We start from the raw sequence: 16,629 nt of genomic DNA on the forward strand, positions 1-16,629 counted from the left end.
CCATCTTTTTATAAATTTCTTCCGCTCAATAATTTCGACGCAAAAATTTCCCGCATCCCTTTGTCCACCATTTCATGGTAGGCGCGGAAATAACGATGCTGGAGCACTTCTTCTTTTTGCGACAAAGCACCGTAGCTCTCTTCCAAACTCATCATCCGGGCGCTTAATTCCGCCAGTTTGCTGTCCTCGAAGATATTGTAAAGTTTGTAGGTCATCCACATCCCTGCCAGATAATCCATAATCCCTTTAAGGGAAGATTCCATGATGACTCTTCGGTCTTTATCGTCATGAGCCGGTTCTGTTTCCTTTCGAATAGACGCCTCCGTGAAAGGGAGAAGGGCCGTCACCTCGCCTGTCTGCGCGGTCAGAGACACCGGTTTTGGATACGCCACAAAAACACGGCCCATTTTTTTCTTCAAAACCTCTCCGGCAATAAAATCTTTCAGTGCCACGGCGCGTTCGTAGCGCTCTTCGGGAGCCACTCCCGGAAAGGCGGTGTATTCCAGCTTTAGGTCCTTGAGATAATTGGCGCCCTGTTCGCCCACCACGATGATATTTCTTTTTTCGTTTTGGGTTTTTTCAAGACCCGCGTGGATCACTTTTGAATTCAGACCACCCATAAATCCTTCATCGGAGGTAACGAGAATAAGGCCGGTCACATCCGACATCACGGCGGTAAAAACGTCTTCCACTTTAAGAGAGCCCAGCATTTCAAAAAAACCGTCAAACGATTCCAGAAATTTCGCGAAGCGCTCTTCCTTGTTGGACTCCAGAGAGCGAAATTGCGAAGCCGCGATCTCCTTGATAATCTCGATCAGCTCCGTAAATTCGCGGTGAAACGTCAGCTCTTTTTTGGCGTCAGCAACCGATGGCATAAATTAGCACTCCCCCCGCACAATTTCCTGCAATTGTTTTGGTGATGGCAACTTGCCTTTCAGTTTGTCTGGAAGTTTTGATTGGAGGTGATACTCAGCAACACCAATGGGGTTGGACTTGGATTTGAGCGCAAACTCAACTTCCAAAGAGTCCTTCTCAGCGCAGAGAATAATTCCAATGGAGGGATTATCATGAAGAGTGCGTTCTTTTTCATTCAGCAGATTTAGATAAAAATCCATCTTTCCTGCAAATTCCGGCTCGAATTGCCCGACCTTCAGTTCCACGGCCACCAGCGCTTTGAGAAAGCGGTGATAAAACAGAAGATCAATGAAATATTCTTTCCGCCCAAGCACGAGGCGATGTTGCCGGCCTATAAAGCAAAAGCCATAGCCCAATTCGAGAATAAACTCCTTTAACTTCTCGATGAGTCTGTCTTCCAGTTCTCTCTCACTCACCTCGCGATGGATGCCGAGGAACTCGAGGCTGTAGGAGCTCTTGAGTGTTTCGTCTGCCTGCTCGGCAAAGCGTTCGGGTAAAGTTGCCGGAAAGTTGTGAGTTTTCCCCTGCGAAAGAGTGCGTTCATAGGCCTCAGCCTTAATCTGATTGAGAAGGACATTGCGGCTCCAACCGAACCTCGCCGTAGCGCGAAGATAATAAAGACGGGCAGGAGGATCTTCCACTTTATTTAGAATCAACAAATGATGGCCCCATGGGATTTCGGCAACGGCCTGTCGCCAAAATTCGGAATTATTTATGTCTTTTTCTTCTCCTATTTTGGCGACAGCCTGTCGCCAAAATTCAGGGGAAGAGTACGAGATGAAAAAGCGTTTCATATCCCGCAAATTACGGGGCGAAAAACCGGTCACTCCGGGAAAGGTGTTGAGCAAGTCTTTTGAGAGCCGCTCAATAACCGATTCACCCCACCCGAGCTGTTTTTGTTTTTCCGTAATCGCCAAACCGATATCCCAATAAAGAAAAATTAGATCCCGATTAACCGCTCGAACAGCTGAAACACGTGCCGACTGGATGCGGAATTTTAATTGTCCAAGAAATTCATGATATGCAGTTAACTTGGTCATTTGATCATAAAGAAATATCGAAGCTTCATTTTTTTTAAAGATTTCCCTTCTTCAGCATTCCGGCGGCTTCTTTGATTCTGTTTTCTACACTGCCGTCCAAAATCAAACTGCCCAGCTTCAAAATAATTCCCCCCGCAAAATCCTTTTTCAACTCTTCTTTCAAGCTGAGTTTTCGGCCCGTTTTTTTCTCCAGAATATTTTTGATCTCCGTCTTGTGCGCGGAACTTAAGGGAGACCGGCTGACAATGCCTATCTCGTCAAAATCCACGGAGACTCTTCCGGCATCCATAGCCCTGATTTCTTCGATGAGTTCACAAGCCAGTTGTTCATCCAGTCCTTTTTCCATTCTTGCACCGACAAAAATACGAACGAGTTCCGCCCCAACCACCGCCGCCTTGGCTTCCACTTCCATCGCCATTCTCTGTACCGCCTTGGCCTCCAGTTTTTTAGCTCCGGAGACAATCCGGTCGCTTTCCTCTCTTGCTTTGGCGAGCATTTTTCCGCGCTCTTCTTCCAATTCTTTCTTGGCCTCCTCGCGCTGTCTGCGGACATCCTCGGTCGTCTGTTCCACTTTTCGGCGGTATTCTTCTTCGGCCTCCTCTATCTTCGTCTTCATTTCCGAGAGGCGCTTTGCATTTTCATCATCAACCAGCTTGAGCCGGTTGACGGCGCTCAAAGTATCTTTGACCATAAGGCGTCGGAGAAAAATAATGACGACGGCAAACACCAACACCTGTATAAGAAGAAAGCCTGCAATAAATTCGATTGTCATAAGAGCTCCTTCACTTTCCGAATAATTGAAACAAAACCAAAAGGGCGATCACCGCAATGGCTTCCGCGAAAATCAGCGCGATAATCATCGCCATCAAAATTTTCGGGGCTGAAGAGGGATTTCTTCCAAGCGCACGGATGCTTGAATAACCGATAACGGCAATAACAGCCGAGGGGCCAAGAATCGTTACCAGCATCACCAATATAATGACAAAATTTCGCACTATTCCTCCACAAGCACCACCAGCCGGTTTCCGCGAAACCGCATAATCCCGCCTTTGACATTCAGATATTTTGTGCCGTCAATAACCATGCGCCCTTTTTTCAGGAGACTCACAACGGGACAATGATAAGGAAGGATTTCGAATTCCCCCGTGTCCCCCTGTAAAAAAGCGCTCTCTGCTTTCCCTTCAAATAAAACTCTCTTCGCGTTCAGTATGACGATATCAAACACTTTTTTTATATTCCTCGATCTGCATCTCTGACAGGCCGTCCAGATTGCCCTTCATCAGCGCGCTCAAAAAAGCGGCCTGCCTTTTCAAAGAAATGGGCGTGTTTTTGTCCTGCCTTAAAAGGGCCGTGATGGCTTCCCCCCTCTTGATCCGGCTCTCCGCCTCGGCAGACAGCCCCACTTTGAGTTTTGTCAAGCGCTGTAAATCTCGGTACCGCATGTATTCCAAACGCAGGGGAGATTTTTTCTCCTTTAATTCCTGCGGCTGGACCAGAGAGCCGATGATGGAAACCGATTGGGCAATGTCCACGGCGGGTTTGAATCCCCCTTTGAAAATATCCGCGTTCAAATAAATTTGGCCGTCCGTCATGGAAATGAAATTGGAGGGAATAAATCCCGTCACATCCCCGTGCAGGGTATCCACGATCAGCAAAGAAGTTATGGAACCGCCGCCGTGCTCCCGATGCAGTTTTCCCGCCCGCTCCAAAAGTTGTGTGTGCAGGTAAAAAATATCCCCCGGATACGCCTCCCTGCCCGGAGGTCTTCCCAGCAAAAGAGAAAGCTGGCGGTAGCACCACGCGTGTTTCGTCATGTCATCAAAAACAACCAGACAGTCTTGGCCCTTTTGCATGAAATACTCGGCCAATGCTGTGGCGGTAAAAGGGATCAGATACTGTTCCCCGGCCGGGGAGGCCGCGGGCGCCGCGGCGATGAGGGTATAATCCAAAGCCCCGCGGGCTTTGAGAAGGCCGGCCACCTTTATTAATGAACTCATGCTCTTGCCGATACAGCAATAAATGCAGATGACGTTTTTTCCCTTCTGATTCAAAATGGCATCCACGGCGATGGTTGTCTTTCCCGTCATCCGGTCACCCACGATCATCTGCCTTTGACCCTTAGCGATGGGAACGAAGGCATCTATTATGGTTGTTCCTGTTTCAAGAAAGGAATCCGCCGGTTCGCGGTCCATCGTTTCCGGAGCCTCACACATGACGGGAAAATAATCGGCAGGCTCAATCTTTCCCTTGTCGTCACAGGGTTCTCCCAGCGCATTCACGACCCTGCCCAAAAATTTTTCTCCGACGGGAACCTTGAAGGTCTCCGCCCGGCTGAAACAGGCGTCGCCTAAGCGGACTTTGGCTTCATTGCCCAGAATCAGCGTCAGCGTGTCCGTCTTGGTAAAGCCCATAATCATCCCGGGCACACCGCTTTCAAACGAGACAACCTGACCGTTGAGACACGAATGAAATCCCGCCACGCGCGCAATATTTTTGCAGACGGCCTTGACTTGTCCCGCTTCTTTGATTTCCATGTTACGGTTTTACGTTTGCAATGGCTTCTTCATTCATCTTCACTTTTTCCTCAACAAAGGTGTCCATGATAAAACGGTTGACGGCCTCGTCTTTCAATTTTTTGTTGTATTCAAAAGATACCTGCTCCTTCACTTTTTCAAACGGCTTTTTTTCGTATTTACCCTTGTTGGCCTCATAGTATCTTAAAAGGTCTTCCTCACGCGCTTCAATTTTTCCAAGTTTTCTTTCCAGAAGTTTTTCAGCAAGTATGCCACGCCGTGCCTGCTCCAGAAGAAAAACAATGTCTCTGTCTTTTTCTAATCCTTCTCTTTTCGCCCTTTTTGCCAGAGCAGTGCGGGCAACATATTGGCGGATGAAATCCGTTCTCCATTCTTTGCTCGTTTCAAAATTTTCCTTAAGAAACCGGTTGAGTTTGTCCGCGGCCTGCTTTATTTCCGAGAAAGTTATCGCTTCCTTTCCGATGGTCGCAATAACTGCTTCTCCCGTCGCCGGTTTTTTCCCGGAGCAGGAGACGGGAAACAGAGAGGCAGAGAGGCAGAGAAGCAGAGAACACCATTTTTTATTCAAATGCCTATATCCTTGAGTCCCGTAAGAAAACCTTTGCTCTCTTTTGTCATCCCCGCGCAGGCGGGGATCCAGTGATTTCAATGGTTTCTGGATTCCCGCTTTCGCGGGAATGACAGAACGGGATTCAAGGATATAGGCATTTTTATTCATATTATTTTTTCAATGCTCCTTCCAGTTCCTGAATTTTGGTCTGTAAATCGGCTTTTTCTTTTTCCAGTTGAGCGACCAGATCACTGGTTTCCGGTTTGACATTCATTCCTTCCTTGACCGCGCGCGCATCGGCAATGCGCTGGATCTCGCCACGGAGTTCGTCCAGTTTTAAGAGCAGGGCTCTTCTCTCTTTGTTTAAATTTTCAACCATCCGGTTGGCCTCGGCCAAATCTTTTTGGACATCCTGCCTATTCACATTTTTTTTAAGCGCCGCGATAGAGGCCTGATTGACTTCCGCATCGCTCTGAAGATTTCGGACAGCCATGAGGAGCCGGTCCCTCTCCGCCTGAAGGGCCTTGGCGAAATCCTCTTTTTTTTGCAGATCCAGTTCCATAATGCGATTTTTAACCAAAAGATCCGCCGTCCCTTTAAAAGGACCGATGGTAACCGCAAACGCTATTGCCACCGTCAAGCCTGCCGCATAAACCCCCAGCAAAATCACGGCCGTTTTTGCCGCATTGATTTTACCGAACAGATTTTTGAAGAAATTCATAAACACCTCCTTGCAGAAGGACCATGGACCATGGACCAACTGCTTTTTCTGGTTTTTAGTCCATGGTCTATGGTCCATAGTCCATGGTCTTGTACTTAAATTAGTATCCCATAAACAACGCCGGATTGTTACGATACAAATCTCGGCGCCGGTTTTTGGACGGATCCTTAATCATTTCTACAATCAGCGTGGCCTCGTCGGCATACAGCGTATCCGGATAACGGGACAGGATTTTTTCGCAATACTCCAGCGATGTCACATAGTCGCTGGTCATCTCTAGTTTCTGCGCCAGATCCAGCCACTGTTTGGCCTGATAGTGATCTTTTTTGCTGAGATTCGCCGTTGATTCGGGAGGCCTCGATGTCAGAGCGCTTGGCGGACGCTGTTTTACCCCGCAGGCAGACGCCAGAAAAAAAAGAGCTATAGCAAGAGCAAAACAAAATGTCCGTTTTTGTGTATGCCAGTTTGTCATTCCCGCGAAGGCGGGAATCCAGAAAAGCTGAAAAAGACTGGATCCCTGCCTTCGCAGGGATGACAAAACGGGGTTTTTAGAAAGATTTTTTTTTAATCGTCCCATCTGCGCCCCTTTGGTTTTTTTCTTTTCTCCGGCGTTTTCGTTTTTCCCTTTTGTTCCACAATATCTTGTTCCCGAATACCTTGTGCTTGGACAATGGGCGGTAGAGGAGCAATGCCCGGCAGGGTTTCATCACCGCTCATCAAGTGCGGAGTCAAAAGAACCACCAGTTCTTGTTTGGACATTTTGTCATTGGTGGAGCGAAAGAGATTTCCGGCCACGGGAATCCGTGAAAGCCCCGGAATACCTGAACGTGTTTTATTCCTCGAAAGTTGCATCAAGCCGCCGATCAGCACCGTGGCACCATCTTTCACCATCACCACCGTATCGGCATTGGTTGTTTGCACAATGGGAATCTGGTCCCCCTGAGAGGTTGTCAGAAACCGCGATACATTGCTGATCTCGGGACGGATTTTCATCGTGATGAAACCATCATCGTTGATATGCGGCGTGACAAAAAGAGATACCCCCACATCAATAAAAGTAACATTTTGCGCCGTGGTGGTAGTGGACTGGCTCTGTGTAATGCTGGAGGTCGTATAGGCCTCCTTGGTCCCCACCATTATTTTGGCCTCCTGATCGTTGACCGCGGAAATATGGGGCGTGGACAAAATGCGGGTGTCACCGAAGGTCTCCAAAAATTTAAGAATTGCTCCCGAGTTGGAATAAGAGGAGGTAGTCACCCCTTTTGAATCCGTTGTCTTGGTCTCGGCAATGGATCCCGCAATAATCTGTCCGAAAGAGCTCAAGCCGGAGGGAAAAGTCTGCTGGAGTGTTGTTCCAAACACCTTTGCCCATTCCACGCCGCTTTGATACTGATCGCCGAGCGTAATCTGAATGATCTTGGCCTCGATCATGACCTCCTGCGTTTTGGTGTCAAACGCGGTAACGACCTTTTTGATTTCTACCAGATTGAGCGGCAAATCCGAAACGACCAGTTTGTTGGTGCGTTCATCCACGTAAACCTTGCCAATTTCTTTGGTGAGAACGGGTGTAATTTTTTCCGCCATTGTTTTCGCCTTCGCGTATTGAAGACTGAAAACCTCTGTTTGCGTCACGGGCATGCGGACCACGGAGGGCAGTTCCTCGTGACGGATGACCTGTTCCATTTCTATTATCTTTTGTGGTGTATCCATCAGGACAACCGTTCCCGTGGAATCGTCATAGACAATGCGCCCCACATCGCTCTTCACATTTTCTAGCATGGCACCGATATTTTTGGCCGAGGCATACTGCAAACGGATGATTTTCGTCTCCCGCTGATCGTAAAACTGTTTTCCATACAGGGCCTTGTATTCCTCTTCCGTCATCACCTGCATGATATTTTCCTTTAAATTGTAGGCCAGACGATGGGTGGAAAGAATAATATCCAGCGCGTCTCGAACGGTGACATTATTCAAAAGGAGGCTCACGGTCCCCGTGATGTTTTTTCCTCCGGCGATGTTCAGGTTGCCCTTGATGGCAAGAAATTTGAGGACGTCCAGAATGTCCATGTCGCGCAGATCAAGGGATATTTTGGTGTCCAGCGTGGGGATTTCACCTTCCGCGGAAGGAGGAACCAGTTCTCCCCCTCCCATCACGGCCGGTTTTTTTGCCGTTTTTTCTTCCTCCGTTTTGGGTTTGTCCGCACCGCCGGAAGCCGGACCGGAAGGAGTTTGGACAGGAGGAGTTTGGGAAGCGGGAGTTTGAGAAGAGGGCTCCTGTTGCGCCGGAGGATTTTGCACGGCAGTTCCCCCAATGGGAGAAGAAGAGGTTGATGAAGTCCCTTGAACTCCCGTGCCGCCGATGGGCGATGGAGAAGGCTGTGCCGGCGCGGGTGCCGGTACCGGTGTCGTTGTCGTTGTTGTTGTCGTCGTTGTCGGCGCCGGCGTTGGTGTGGGCGCCAGTATCGTTTTGGGTGTTTCCGCGGATCTTATATCCTCCGCGACAGACGCAAAACACGCCAAAGAAACCACGGCGAAAAAAAACAATATCTTTTTCACATCAACTCCTTGTTTTTGCCGCCATACTCCACCAAAACTTTGTCTTTGGAAATCTCCTTGATCTTGATTCCCTTAAACTGCTGATCTTTTTTTAAAAAATAAGTCCTGCCGTCGGCTTTGTCCCGAATCATCGCTTCGGGATATTCCCCCCACGCAATTCCCACCAGTTGCAAATCGCCTAAAATTTTATCCGCTCCGGCGGCCGATACGGTCGGTATGTTCTCCTCTTTTTTGGGTAATTCCCCCGGCCGGAAAAGACTTCTCTTCCCGGCATCTTTTAAATACATTTCAACGGATTCGAGAAGGGCGATGTTGCGTCCGCCCGATGGCGTATTGTGTTTGGCCACCCTTGCATAAACATCCTTGATATCCGATTTCAGCGCAAAAACATTGACCACAGAGGCAATCACAACAAGACCGATAACAATGGCCAGTCCCTTGTTGACCACGCCGAGATCAAAACACGGACGGGACAATCCCTCTTTAAATTGAAAAAACCAGTCCTGAGCTTTGCCAACGGTTCCTTTCAGGGCCGCTATCTTCAGCCACGATTTTTTTTCCGTCTCCGGTTCACCGCCGCTGTCGATCACTTGCAAAAGTTTTTCCTCCGCCGTCAATTTTTCCTGCTTCGAAAATTCTTCCACCGAAGTTTTTTCCTGCGGATTTTCTCCGCTGACAGCGTCAAACATTCCCTGAACAGGATTTTTTTTATCTTCCTCCATCTTCAACTGGCTCCTGTTCTTTGGACGCGTTAAGGATGCGCTCTTCCTGAAGCACCATTTCCTGAACGATTTTGCGCGTCACCTCTTCTTTGTTTTCCATGACCAATTTTTCCAGAACATTGTGGCAAAGGAGCGTTACCTGTCTCGGATAACCCTGCGTATGTCGATGGATCTCTTCCATGGCTTCAGAAGCAAAAAGCGGTTTCTTTGCGTTGTAGCCCGCCTGCAGGAGGCGAAAATTAATCAGCTCCGTCATCTCTTCCAGCCCAAGGGGATTGAGCATGTATTTCAGACTGATCCGGTCCCACAAGTTTTTGAGACGCGAAATTTTCGGCAAAAGCTCCAATTGCGACATGAGAACCAGCTGAAGGATTTTGTGCTCGTTGGTTTCGTAATTGAGCAGGGTGCGCAAAATTTCAAGAGAGGTCTTACTCAATTTCTGGGCCTCATCAATTAAAAGGACAATCGTCTTTTTTTCCTCCACCCCTCTTTGAAAAAGATTTTTTTCCAGAATATCGAAGTAATGAACGGTCGAGATGGGCTTTTGTGGAAGCTCTATATGAAAAGATTCCATGAGTTTTTCTAAAAATTCCTCCTCGGATTTGAAAACCGGATTGAGAAGGATGTGAAAATCGCAAGACGGCTCCTTGGAAAGCATTTGGTAGAGCCTCCGGCTCAGTGTGGTCTTTCCGGTGCCCACGTCTCCAAGGATGAGACTCAAACCCCGCTTGAGGCGGAGAGCGATTCGCAGGCGATACAGCGCCGCCTTGTGATCCCTCGCTTCATAAAAAAACGCAGGATCAGGACTTGTGGAAAACGGCTCGTTCGCAAGCCCCAATACCTTATAATAACTCATGCCTGAATTCCCTCCAACGCCCCGCGTATCTCGGACGTCATCTTTTTTTTCATGGCAATCTCTTTTAAAAGTCCCGGCTTTTGCTTTTCAACAACCTGCCTGACATTTCGTTTGAACAGGGATACCTGATCCGGTGTCAGGGCATTTAATTTCCCATGACGATGCAGGTAAAGTAGCACGACCTGCTCCTCCATGGCAACGGGGTTTGCCTTGTCCTGTTTCAAAAGTTCCGTAAGAATCCTTCCTGTTTTTAATTTGTCTCCCATCTCACCGGAATCTCCGGCCTTGATTTTTGTCAGGCGCTCCAGTTCCCTATACTGTACGTATTCCAGACGGAGCATGGCGGAGAGTTCCCGAACGGCCGGCCACTGCACCTTGTTTCCCACGCGTGACACGGAGAGCCCAAGGTCCACGGCCGGTTTAAAACCGTGACTAAAAAGTTCCGCGTTCAAATAAATTTGTCCGTCCGTCATCGAAATAAGATTGGAGGGAATATAGCCGGTGACATCACCCTGAAGGGTGTCCACGACCGGCAAAAAAGTCATCGAACCGCCGCCCCTTTCGGACCCTAGTTTTCCGGCGCGTTCAATCATCTGGGAATGGAGATAAAAAATATCCCCCGGATAGGCATCGCGCCCCGGAAATCGTCCCAAAAGAAGGGAGAGCTGGCGGTAAATCCACGCGTGTTTGGTGAAATCATCAAAGGCCACCAAAACATCCCGACCCTTGTTCATGAAATGCTCTCCCATGCCAGCGGCCGCGTAGGGAGCCAGATACTGCTGGCCCGGAGGACTGGAAGCCGTTGCGGAAACCACAAGAGTGTATTCCATGGCGCCATGCCGTTCGAACAAACGCATCACTCGGGCCAATTGAGCCTTTGTCTTTCCGATACAGCAATAGATGCAAAGGACATTTTTTCCTTTTTGATTAAGGATGATGTCCGTCACGATAGTGGTTTTGCCGGTCATCCGGTCTCCGATGATGAGCTGGCGCTGTCCCTTGCCCAAGGGGATCATCGTATCGAGAATTTTGATGCCGGTTTCCAAGGGCTCATCGAGAGGCACACGCTCCAAAACGGACGGGGCCTCAGCAAAAAGAGGACGGAATTCCGTGTTTGAGTCGCTTCTATAATTAAGCGCTTCCTCGCTTTCTCCCAGCGCATTAACCACCCGGCCGATCAGCCAATCCCCGGTCGGCACTTCAAACGATTCCAGTCTTGTATATGCCTTGTCCCCCGCCTTGATTGTCCCTTTTTCCTTGAGCAAAAGGACAAGGACATCCTCTTTGTCAAATCCCATGATCATGCCAAGGGAATTGTCCATGAAATAAATTTTCTGACCGTTCATGCAGGAAGAAAGGCCCCTGATCTTGACGATGGATTTTTCCACCGCCCTCACCTCGCCGTATTCTTTGAAGTGTAACATCTTTTCCTCACACTTTTTTGTATTGCGTTACGGGACCTCTACCGACTCTTCGCAGGTAACCCTCACCAGTCAGTTTTTCAAGAAGGTATTTCGCGGTCGTGGAACCAATACCGCATAAGCTTTCGACTTGACGGCGCGAGATCAGTTCGCTGGCTTCAAAATAATCATCCAGTATTTTTTTTGCGTCGCCTTTTGAAGAAAGTTTTTTTTGACGATAAAAAATAACCTTAAACTGATCCGAATTAACGATGAATTCGGGCGGCGGATTTCCATTTGCCTTCAATAAATGTTTCATCATGCTTATCCCCTGACCCAGTTCCTCTGTTAAGCCCATAATTAACAACGCATGCATGATTTTTGGATTGCGCGAATAATGACGCTTGTCGATATTTTCCAGAGTGATGGTACCCGGTAAATTTCCGGCACTTATCACTTCAAGTCTGTCCGGATAGATACGGCATTCGTTTTTCAGGCCCGCAATGCGATAATCCCTGTGGGCCACAGCGTTGACAATAACCTCTCTTACTGCGTCTTCGGGATATATATATCTTTCCTGCCTTTTTACTCCTCTTACCCCTTCAGTTATCTTGTTGCAGGGTCTTATCAACTCCATGAGCCTTTCAAGCAATTTCGCCGCGGGGGCGGACAAATCTTCCCTGTAAGAATACATCCTGCCTTCAACATCGTATTTGACGAACGTAAAATCTCTCTGTAGCAGAATTTGTTCGTGTTCTTTTCCAAACAAAATGAATGCACCGGCCTTTATTTTGAATTCACCCCGATCGCGTTTCGCCAAACCCATCTTTATCAATAATCCCTCTTCATCCAAACCTCCCATGACAGCCGAAACTTTTTTTCGGGCAAGATAGTATTCATCAAGCGCGGTTCGATCTATTACTTCTATTCCGGCAGGCAGAACGCTTTCTTCGAAAGAAACCTGCGACTTCGATTCGGCAAGTCGCAATAATTCTTCCCCTACTATCCTTTTGTCCTGCGTTCCGACACGAATATAAGTATGGCCGGATGAAACGGAATGCAAATGTCCGCTTTTTTCCACCGTCAGCTTCAAAACTATTTTTCCTTCCGCCGTTATTTCATTCAAGAAAATCGGAATCGGGGGAATACAAACCTCTCTTGCAGTATTTTGTATATTATCCAGCAAAAGCGGCGTTATCTTTACACCGCGTATCTGTCGGTTATCGGTCACTCCTATGTACACGCTTCCCCCATCCGTATTGGCAAAGGCCGAGAGAGTTTTTGCCAGCTCCTTTACGCTAATAGCACCTTTAAACTCTTTGAATTCAACTAGATATCCCTCTTCCCATGGGATGTTATTTTCTGCCTCACGCATATCTGATTTTATAGTCAATCGGTCAGAATCGGTCAATTTGAAAATTAATCGGTCGTTATTTTATTTCTTCCACTTTGACGCTTTTTTCTGCGCGGACTTGTGCCCACCAGAGGACGAAGAAGAGAAAACTGATGACTCCAAGGAAACCGACGATGACAAAAATAATCCGCCATGTTGTGCTTGTTGCGGGTGCCCCGCCGGCAAAGATGGATTCGGCAACCATTTTAAGGGCCTCGGAGCCTTTGGGACCGCCCGGCCCCTCTCCGGATCCGCCGCCCACACCAACGGATCCACCGGCACTCCCTCCCGCACCACCCCTGCCCGCCGCAACATAGGCAACCTTTCCCAACCCCAAATCCTTGGCCTGCACGCCGGGCGCCACGGTAATCAACCCCGCCATTTTTTCCAGCTTGTCGATCCTGTTTTTGATTGTCTCCAAAAAGGAAAGGCTTTGATGAAAAATTTCCACATGTTCCCCAAGCCCTGATTCTTTTCCCTGATTTTGTCTCAGACCCGAAACGCCCTCCACAATTTCTTTGCTCAAAAGGTTGGCCTCTTCGCTGAATGTCGTTCCATCAAGGGCTTTGGCAAGGGCTTTGGCGCGTTCCTGAATTCCCAAGAGTACGCCTTCCGGCAGTCTCCAAATGTCCCGAAGAATCACTTCAAAAATCTTGATGTCCGCCGGTTTCAAATCCACCGCGTCTTTGTAAAGATAAAGTCTGCCCTGTTCCAGATCGTGAAGGACTTCCAGAAGGCCTCTGTCCAGAACGTCTTTTTCGAGCACTTCTTTGGGAAGATAGTGTTTGACGGCGATTCTTGTGGCTTCCGTCTGAGAGGGGTTTTTGACTTCCACTTTTAAAGTAACCTTCTCGACTTCAGTCGTGCCGCTACCTTCCTGACCTTCCGAAGTTTCACCCAAACCGAGCGTGGCACCCTCCACCCAACGTCCCATGTCCCCTTCCGCACCTTCACCCGCGTTTTTTCCGGGAAAACCCGAAGGTCCGCCGGGGCCGCCCGGTCCCTCTCCGGAACCACCACCTGCCCCGCCGCCTTTCTTGAATCCCATCCCCTCACCGGCCAGTTTTTCAAGGAAGGCCGTATCTTTTTTGATCTCTTGGAAGACAAGAAGATTTTTGCGGTGAACCTCGATGTGTTTGGCAGGGCCCACGTCTTCATCCTGACTTGTGAGGATATTATCCAAACGGGTCTGAATGGTTTCGCCCAGTTTCTTGGCCGCCTCAGAATATTTCCAATTGTCCTTCAGCAGTTTAACCAGCTCCGACGCGTAACCTTTCTGGAAGGTGATTTCCCCATCAGGAATCCGCCAGATATCCTGTAGCCGGACCTGCAAAACTTTTTCTTCCGCGGGTTTTAATGTTGTTTCGCCATAGGCTTCGTAAATTCCCTTTTCAGCATTGAAGCCCACTTTCAAATCACCCGCATCCATGACGGATTCCCTCGTCGCCTCTTTCGGCAGAGGGATTCTAACCGGCACCGTAAAGCTTTCCTCCTTGGAAGGATTCACAATGAGGACTTTGAGGAGCACGGAACCCGATTCGTACCAAGTTTTGACCACCGGCGCTTCGAAACCCTTCTGCTGTTTGGCCATCGTTGTTAAGACATCCAACATGGCCTTCACCCGCTCAATTTGATCCTGCAAGGATTTAACGTCCGCGGCCGTGGCCGGTTGAGCCAATTTTTCCATCCCGGGATGACCTTGGGACGCGGCCATCTCACCCACTTTGGCCATCGCCTCGGTAAGTCCCGTCTTCAGAGAATCCGTCGAAACACCGCTGGCAATTTTCGTAACATCCGATTGAACTTTTCCTAATTTATCGCTTAAGGAAGTCAGGGCCGACTTTGTCGCGTCGCTCGACGAGCCAGTTGTTGTCAGTGCCGCCTTGGCTTCTTCCGCGGCTGATGCGGCCCGTGAGGCCGTCGAACTCGCGTTGGAGGCATAAGTTGACGCGTTGGTGGCATCTTTCCCGATTGTGGTGAGACTGCCGGAAACACCGGCGATTTTTCCAAATACGCTGGAAGAGGAAGAAGAATCTGAGGCGCCACCCAAAAGCGATGTTACCGAGGAAAGCGCCGTGTTGATAGTGCCGGTATCCACGCTGAGACCGCTGTTGATTTTTGTGAGAATGCTGTCAATGTTTGTTTTTGCCGAAGACAGATTTGTTGAGAGCGTACTTGCGGCGGTGTTTACCGTGCCAACGGTCGTTGTCAAACTATCCAGACTGGTATCAAGTGTATTGACGTTGGTGTTGACGGAGAGCATGCCTCGAAGCAGAGTGTCCAGTTTGTAATTTAGACTGCCTACGACATCACCGCTGACCCCTCCCACCTCCGTACCCACTGTGGTAACTTTTGTGCCGAGTTCGGTACCCACTGTGGTAACTTTCGTCCCAAGTTCGGTACCCATTGTGCCGAGCTCGCTTCTAACCGTGGTCACTTTTGTGCCCACTTGATCCACGTAATCCTTGAGAAGACGCAAATCCTCGTACATGGAACCACCGCCGGCCGCGCCTTCCTCATAGCCGAACTTTTCTTGCAATTCGGTGACTTTATCGTAGGCACCCATCGTCTGTGTGAACAATTCATCCGCAGTCTTCGTTCCCCACTTGTTCTTCACATCCTTCACCAATCCAAAAACGGTATTGCTGTAGGCGGGATCTTCGGGAGATCCCATCATGCCCCTAAGATTCGCCAGATCGGCCGTTGCCATGCCTACCTCCGACCAGTCAATCATGTCGGTCTTCATTTTGATGCCGGTGATGCTGTTCCAGTCAATCGTACCAGTCTTCGTCTTAATGGTTGCAACATCCGCCCAGTTGATGGGATCCGTTTTCTGCTGGATGGTACCGGCTTTGGTCACAATATCCGTCACGTCCGCCCAGTTAATACTCTGCGTCTTCGTCTTGATGGCCGCGATGTTGCCGGTGCCGATCTCGTTGACCAAGCCGGTTACATTTGTCCAGTCAATCGTATCTGTTTTTGTTTTGATCCCCGTGATCTGGTCCCAGTTAATGGTATCTGTTTTTGTTTTAATCGCCGAAACATTCGTCCAGTCAATGGGGTCTGTCTTGGCTTGAATCGTGTTGGTGGTTGTTACAAGGCCCGTCACGTCCGCCCAGTTGATACTCGCGGTCTTCGTGTTGATCGCAGAAATGTTGCCGGTGCCGATTTCCGTAATGAGTGTGGCAACATTATTTTTCGCCGTCGTTACATCCGTCCAGTTGATCGTATCTGTTTTTGCCTTGACGCCTGTCACGTCCGCCCAGTTGATCGTATCGGTTTTCGTTTTAATCGCGGCCACATTCGTCCAGTCTATCGTGTCAGTCTTTGCTTTAATCGCACCGGAAGTTGTCACCAGTCCCGTCACGTCGGCCCACGCGATGGTGTCCGTCTTTGTCTTAATCGCCGCAATGTCTCCGGTTTGTGTGAGAACCGTCGCAACATCATTCTTGGCCGTCGTTACATCCGTCCAGTTAATTGTATCGGTCTTTGCTTTGACGCCTGTTACATCGGCCCATGCAATCGTATCGGTCTTCGTTTTGATGCCGGTCACATTTGTCCAGTCTATCGTGTCGGTCTTTGCCTGAATTGCTCCCGTCGCTGTGACAATTCCCGTCACGTCCGCCCACGCGATGGTGTCGGTCTTTGTTTTGACTGCCGCAATGTCTCCGGTTTGAGTGAGAATCGTCGCAACATTATTCTTGGCTGTCGTCACATCCGTCCAGTTAATTGTGTCCGTCTTGGTTTTGATGCCGCTTACATCCGCCCATGCAATCGTATCGGTCTTTGTTTTGATGCCGGTCACATTTGTCCAATCAATCGTATCCGTCTTCGCCTGAATCGCTCCCGCGCTTGTCACAAGGCCCGTCACATCCGCCCAGTTGATACTCGCAGTCTTCGTGTTGATCGCGGCAATGTTGCCTGTGCCGATTTCCGTAATCA

The 16,629-nt window shown here is 49.0% G+C and carries 15 protein-coding genes; all 15 read right to left on the bottom strand.

What is annotated here, in order from left to right; all coding sequences use genetic code 11:
- Nucleotides 1-8 precede the first annotated feature (8 nt).
- On the bottom strand, nucleotides 9-875 hold the full coding sequence (locus tag HY877_06910) for a F0F1 ATP synthase subunit gamma (protein ID MBI5300001.1): 867 nt from the start codon (nucleotides 873-875) through the stop codon (nucleotides 9-11).
- Nucleotides 876-878: 3 nt separating this feature from the next.
- Nucleotides 879-1,955 (bottom strand): DUF1016 domain-containing protein, encoded by a 1,077-nt coding sequence (locus tag HY877_06915; GenBank protein ID MBI5300002.1) that lies wholly within the window; start codon nucleotides 1,953-1,955, stop codon nucleotides 879-881.
- 34 nt (nucleotides 1,956-1,989) lie between these two features.
- Nucleotides 1,990-2,727: a F0F1 ATP synthase subunit delta gene (locus tag HY877_06920; protein MBI5300003.1), complete on the bottom strand. Its 738-nt coding sequence runs from the start codon at nucleotides 2,725-2,727 to the stop codon at nucleotides 1,990-1,992.
- A 10-nt stretch (nucleotides 2,728-2,737) separates the two neighbouring features.
- Nucleotides 2,738-2,950, bottom strand: a complete 213-nt coding sequence (locus tag HY877_06925; GenBank protein MBI5300004.1) for a hypothetical protein — start codon at nucleotides 2,948-2,950, stop codon at nucleotides 2,738-2,740.
- Nucleotides 2,950-3,180: a hypothetical protein gene (locus tag HY877_06930; protein MBI5300005.1), complete on the bottom strand. Its 231-nt coding sequence runs from the start codon at nucleotides 3,178-3,180 to the stop codon at nucleotides 2,950-2,952. Before HY877_06930 ends, HY877_06925 begins: the two co-directional genes overlap by 1 nt.
- Entirely contained in the window at nucleotides 3,173-4,489 is a 1,317-nt protein-coding gene (locus tag HY877_06935) for a F0F1 ATP synthase subunit alpha (protein ID MBI5300006.1), read from the bottom strand. The genes HY877_06930 and HY877_06935 overlap by 8 nt, the downstream gene beginning before the upstream one ends.
- A 1-nt stretch (nucleotide 4,490) precedes the next feature.
- Nucleotides 4,491-5,207 carry a hypothetical protein gene (locus HY877_06940; GenBank protein ID MBI5300007.1) on the bottom strand — a complete coding sequence of 239 codons (717 nt, stop codon included), beginning with the start codon at nucleotides 5,205-5,207 and terminating at the stop codon, nucleotides 4,491-4,493.
- 1 nt (nucleotide 5,208) lies between these two features.
- Nucleotides 5,209-5,838, bottom strand: coding sequence for a hypothetical protein (locus HY877_06945; GenBank protein ID MBI5300008.1), 630 nt, complete (start codon nucleotides 5,836-5,838; stop codon nucleotides 5,209-5,211).
- A gap of 22 nt (nucleotides 5,839-5,860) precedes the next feature.
- Complete coding sequence (locus HY877_06950) at nucleotides 5,861-6,337, bottom strand: hypothetical protein (GenBank protein MBI5300009.1); 477 nt, start codon at nucleotides 6,335-6,337, stop codon at nucleotides 5,861-5,863.
- Nucleotides 6,325-8,316: a hypothetical protein gene (locus HY877_06955; protein ID MBI5300010.1), complete on the bottom strand. Its 1,992-nt coding sequence runs from the start codon at nucleotides 8,314-8,316 to the stop codon at nucleotides 6,325-6,327. The genes HY877_06950 and HY877_06955 overlap by 13 nt, the downstream gene beginning before the upstream one ends.
- Nucleotides 8,313-9,038 carry a hypothetical protein gene (locus HY877_06960; GenBank protein ID MBI5300011.1) on the bottom strand — a complete coding sequence of 242 codons (726 nt, stop codon included), beginning with the start codon at nucleotides 9,036-9,038 and terminating at the stop codon, nucleotides 8,313-8,315. Before HY877_06960 ends, HY877_06955 begins: the two co-directional genes overlap by 4 nt.
- Nucleotides 9,025-9,894: an AAA family ATPase gene (locus HY877_06965; protein ID MBI5300012.1), complete on the bottom strand. Its 870-nt coding sequence runs from the start codon at nucleotides 9,892-9,894 to the stop codon at nucleotides 9,025-9,027. Before HY877_06965 ends, HY877_06960 begins: the two co-directional genes overlap by 14 nt.
- On the bottom strand, nucleotides 9,891-11,318 hold the full coding sequence (locus HY877_06970) for a F0F1 ATP synthase subunit alpha (GenBank protein MBI5300013.1): 1,428 nt from the start codon (nucleotides 11,316-11,318) through the stop codon (nucleotides 9,891-9,893). The genes HY877_06965 and HY877_06970 overlap by 4 nt, the downstream gene beginning before the upstream one ends.
- 7 nt (nucleotides 11,319-11,325) lie before the next feature.
- Nucleotides 11,326-12,669, bottom strand: coding sequence for a putative DNA binding domain-containing protein (locus HY877_06975; GenBank protein MBI5300014.1), 1,344 nt, complete (start codon nucleotides 12,667-12,669; stop codon nucleotides 11,326-11,328).
- A 55-nt stretch (nucleotides 12,670-12,724) separates the two neighbouring features.
- Nucleotides 12,725-16,629, bottom strand: a 3,905-nt coding sequence (locus tag HY877_06980; GenBank protein ID MBI5300015.1) for a hypothetical protein, incomplete at its 5' end; no start/stop codon positions are given.

Source organism: Deltaproteobacteria bacterium, from assembly GCA_016213065.1.
Taxonomy (GTDB): Bacteria; UBA10199; UBA10199; order SPLOWO2-01-44-7; family SPLOWO2-01-44-7; genus JACRBV01.